General features: G+C 46.6%; 2 protein-coding genes and 3 pseudogenes. 1 reads left to right on the top strand and 4 read right to left on the bottom strand.

Translation table 11 applies throughout. The annotated features are described in order from the left end of the window. Nucleotides 1-74 precede the first annotated feature (74 nt). Both crcB and RTW80_RS23535 read right to left on the bottom strand, forming a co-directional pair. On the bottom strand, nt 75-455 hold the full coding sequence (gene crcB / locus RTW80_RS23540) for a fluoride efflux transporter CrcB (RefSeq protein WP_001318207.1): 381 nt from the start codon (nt 453-455) through the stop codon (nt 75-77). A gap of 340 nt (nt 456-795) precedes the next feature. Then, nucleotides 796-1,209 (bottom strand): annotated as a pseudogene (locus RTW80_RS23535) (phosphopyruvate hydratase); the annotation flags it as partial. Between the two features lie 6 nt (nt 1,210-1,215). Here RTW80_RS23535 and RTW80_RS23530 point away from each other — a divergent pair. Then, nucleotides 1,216-1,464: pseudogene (locus tag RTW80_RS23530) on the top strand (Tn3 family transposase); the annotation flags it as partial. Between the two features lie 233 nt (nt 1,465-1,697). Here the strand turns inward: RTW80_RS23530 and sitD are convergent. Beyond that, entirely contained in the window at nt 1,698-2,555 is an 858-nt protein-coding gene (gene sitD, locus RTW80_RS23525; protein ID WP_000968139.1) for an iron/manganese ABC transporter permease subunit SitD, read from the bottom strand. Beyond that, nucleotides 2,552-3,072 (bottom strand): annotated as a pseudogene (sitC, locus tag RTW80_RS23520) (iron/manganese ABC transporter permease subunit SitC); the annotation flags it as partial. The pseudogene sitC and the gene sitD, both read right to left, overlap by 4 nt.

Raw genomic sequence — 3,072 nt, 5'->3', positions numbered from 1 at the left:
CACACGCATACCATGGAGCGAAATTCTATCCTCAGCGTCACATTAGTTGATAAACCTGTAACGTTAATGAATTCTCATGCGAAAAGTATGGTTATGATAAAAAAGCCTAAAGCTGTCATGATGAGGGAGCCAATGACGTGAACAAGTACAGACGTCAAAGCCCATATATAATTTCCCGCCTGGAGTAATGCGAATACTTCAACAGAAAATGTAGAGAAAGTACTCAGACCTCCACAAAGTCCCGTTGTTATCATTAATTTCCAAAAAGGATCAAGGTGTGGTTGTCGTAAAAAGTACGCCAACGCAGTACCAATAATTAACCCGGCAAGGAGGTTCACCACCAGTGTACCTGGAGGTAGATTTGGAAAAAGACTGTTAAAGCGTGTGGACAGTAACCAGCGCAGAGTACATCCAACAGAACCGCCGATAATGACGGCAAAAAGTGATTTAATCATGTACCCCTCATAAAATAATTTTTTATCGTAACAATATCAGAATATGTTCTCATTTGACTGATATTGTTAATTTATATCCTTTGACTACATGCAAGATAAGGGAAGGTTCTATTTATTGACATTAATACCCTCGACAATTGCTGAGCAGAAGCCCCCACGACAAGTGACAGAATGACAACATCTACAGTGGGGAGCGTTTTATCGATGAACAAGCAACCAAGAAGTAACACGGCATAGGTGACGACAATGCCAGTAAGCATAGAAATAACAAAAACGTGAGCTTTCATCATTCCTCCAGAATAACCCCGACGTGTAAGCCTGGGGGATTGGCACAATAATGTCATTTAAAGGCAGACTTTCCAGCAAATTGCGCCGATGAACCCAGTTCATCCTCAATTCTCATAAGCTGGTTATATTTTTCAATACGCTCACCCCGGCATGGAGCTCCCGTTTTGAGATGACCTGCGCGCATTGCAACTGTCATATCGGCGATAAAGCTGTCCACTGTCTCACCACTGCGGTGTGAGATAAAGGTGCCCCAGTTGTTGTCATGGCAAAGTTGTACCGCATCAAAGGTTTCACTCAGGGAACCAATCTGGTTGAGTTTAATCAATGCTGAATTGGCAAGGTTTTCGTCAATGCCGCGCTGAATATACTTTACGTTGGTCACAAACAGATCGTCGCCAACCAATTCTATCTGCTCTCCCAATGCACCATGCAGGATTGTCCATCCAGCCCAGTCATCTTCAGCTACCGTTAAGGGCAGGAAGATCAACTAGGTGCTCTGGGGCTGGTGACCAATGCGGTTGTGCTGTGAAACACACTTTACATGCAGGAGGCGTTGTCACATCTTCGCAAATCGGGAGAAACTCCTGAGGAGTAGCATCCGGCAAGATTATCGCTGCTGATACATAGCCATATAAATATGCTGGGGCATTATACGTCTTCGTTACCGGAAGATATTCTTAAGGGTGAGTTAAGATCATTAAACTTCAATACAAACAATTAATTAAACTCTTAGCGTGGTTTTTTACATCACTGGCCCTCGCCCCCCAATTTTCTCTATGTTTTGCCACTACTTCCCTCATTTTACTGCGCTGTTTGCTACCCCTGAGAATCGACATTACTTGCTATCCAGTCCGCAGCAACTCTCTGGCAACAAAACTTATCAGAATCATAAGTCTGTGCATTATTCGTTCAAGCGCATCGCCAATAAGCGGATGTTGCTGGCCGAGTGTTCTGCTAATCGGATGATAACAAATCCCGTGGTTCGGCATTTTCCTTTGTGCGTGCGTTGATGCTGGTAACGGTAAACGTCATGATGAACATGACCGCGAATAAGACAACAATTGTCGGAGCTGGCGCGCTGTCGATAAAAAAGGACAGCCAGACACCAGTCATTGAGACCAATATCGATATGCCAGTCGCCAGCAGGAGCGCAATATGAAAGCGTTGTGTCAGGAGTACCGCAATGGCACCAGGCGCAATGAGAAGAGAAATAGAGAGAATGATACCTACCGCTTTCAGCGTCGCCACAATGGTCAGGGAGACCATGCACAGCAGCCCATAATGCAGCCATCTCGTATGCAAACCGCTTGCCTGCGCCTGTTGATAATCAAAGCTGAACAGCAAAAAATCCCGCCATTTTACGCTAATAACAAGTGTAACCAGTCCGGCAATAATCACCGTCTGGATTATATCGCCGATGGTTATCCCGAGCATGTCGCCGAAAAGAATATGATCAAGATGTACGTCTGGTTTGACTGCAATATACAAGATCAGACCTGCGGCAAACATGCCAGAAAAAACAATCCCCATCACTGTATCTTGCTTGATTCGGCTGTTGTCTTTCAGGTATCCCGTCGCCACCGCACAGAATACTCCGGCGACGAATGCCCCTGTAGCCAGAGGTAACCCCAGAATCCAGGCAAGCACGATGCCAGGAAAAACCGCATGACTCATCGCGTCACCCATCAGTGCCCAACTTTTCAGGACCAGAAAGACCGACAGCAGCGCACAGGGTATGGAAACTACCAGTGAAATCAGCAGTGCGTGACTCATAAAGGTGAACTGCAGTGGCTCCAGTAATAATGCCATCATGAGCGATCCTCCAGCGCTTTATGCGCACGCCGACGATTTGCCAAAAGCCCATGGGTGGGCGCAAAGACAAATGCTAAAAGAAACAGCAGTGTCTGCGCCACCACGATGATTCCACCTGTCGCGCCGTCCAGAAAGTAACTGACCCACGCGCCGAGGAAACTGGTCACACTGCCAATAGTTACAGCAATCATGAGCAGGCGGGGAAAACGATCGGTTAACAACCATGCTGTTGCACCGGGAGTCACCACCAGACAGATCACCAGAAAGGCACCAACCGTTTGCAGCGCCGCAACGGTCGAAACCGACAGCAGGGTGAAGAAGAGGATTTTTAATCTGCCCGGATGCAATCCAATAGCACGGGCGTGATTCTCGTCGAAAAAGGTCACCATAAGATCTTTCCATTTGAAAAAAAGCACGATGATCGAGAGAATGCCAATGATAGTGAGTTGCAGGATATCCGCCGGATCGATTGCCAGAATATTGCCCAGGACGATGGTCTGAATGTTCACGGATGTCG

Origin of the sequence: Escherichia sp. AM3 (genome assembly GCF_032029835.1) — a bacterium.
In the GTDB taxonomy this organism is placed as follows: Bacteria; Pseudomonadota; Gammaproteobacteria; order Enterobacterales; family Enterobacteriaceae; genus Escherichia; species Escherichia coli.
The sequence above is the reverse complement of the archived record's forward strand: the minus strand, read 5'-3'. Positions and strand labels throughout refer to the sequence as shown.